Below are 801 nucleotides of genomic sequence, written 5' to 3'. Positions count from 1 at the left end.
ACGATTGCCTGAACTGCGTTCAGCTTCATTTAAATGGCTTTCCAATTCTGCCTCAAGAGCGGCATCAAGGAAACTTTTTAGCAACGGCGCAAACGCACCATCCTTCCCGTAAAGTGATTTGCCCGAGCGGAGTTGCTCAAGGGCATTCTTTTTCATTTGCTCGTATTCGAGCGATTCTTCTTCTCTCTTCATCTTAAACTGTGTTTTAAGTTAACGTTTAACTCTTGACACAGTTTATTTTACACCCTCCATTATCTTTACAAACGGGTGAACCCATAAGTGAAACATTGATTCCCGCTTTGGATACTATAAACCAAAACGTAAGATAATACTCATTTTAAAAGGTTAGCTAATTACAGCTAACCTTTTAAAATGAAACATAATAAAAACCCCGGCTTTATCGCTGACCGGGAAACAACCTTTCTTGTTGTTTTAACAAACGTACTTTATCCTTTGGACTTGCCTGTTCATAATCGATTTCAAAATTTTTGTTAAATACCTCCCTGAGTGTTTTTAATAAAGCTTGTTGAAAGTCTTTTGCCTCGCTTTTAGCTGTTTTTTGATGTAACATAAACTATATATTTAAGCTCCCGGAATTGGTTGCCCTTTAATTGTATATTATGTTATTCTTGATAATTTAGCTTTTTTCACTTTCCCTCTGATAGTAACTGTAAATAATCGTTAGCAATTCGCCTTTACCTGCCGGGCAACTCCAACACCAACTACGCTCTGGTACAATCACGGCTGCCAGTTCTTTTATAGTTTCCATATCGGCACCAGATGCAACAACTTCTTTGTATT

1 protein-coding gene and 1 pseudogene are annotated in these 801 nt (G+C 37.6%); both read right to left on the bottom strand.

The window, feature by feature from the left end; translation table 11 throughout:
* A pseudogene (locus AC1DU2_RS30855) lies at nucleotides 1–192 on the bottom strand (IS256 family transposase); the annotation flags it as partial.
* Nucleotides 193–397: 205 nt separating this feature from the next.
* Nucleotides 398–571, bottom strand: a complete 174-nt coding sequence (locus tag AC1DU2_RS30850) for a hypothetical protein (RefSeq protein WP_477389479.1) — start codon at nucleotides 569–571, stop codon at nucleotides 398–400.
* Nucleotides 572–801 lie beyond the last annotated feature (230 nt).

The sequence above is a fragment of the Mucilaginibacter sp. P4_C11 genome (assembly GCF_056402115.1).
This window is presented reverse-complemented; position numbering and strand designations above follow the sequence as displayed.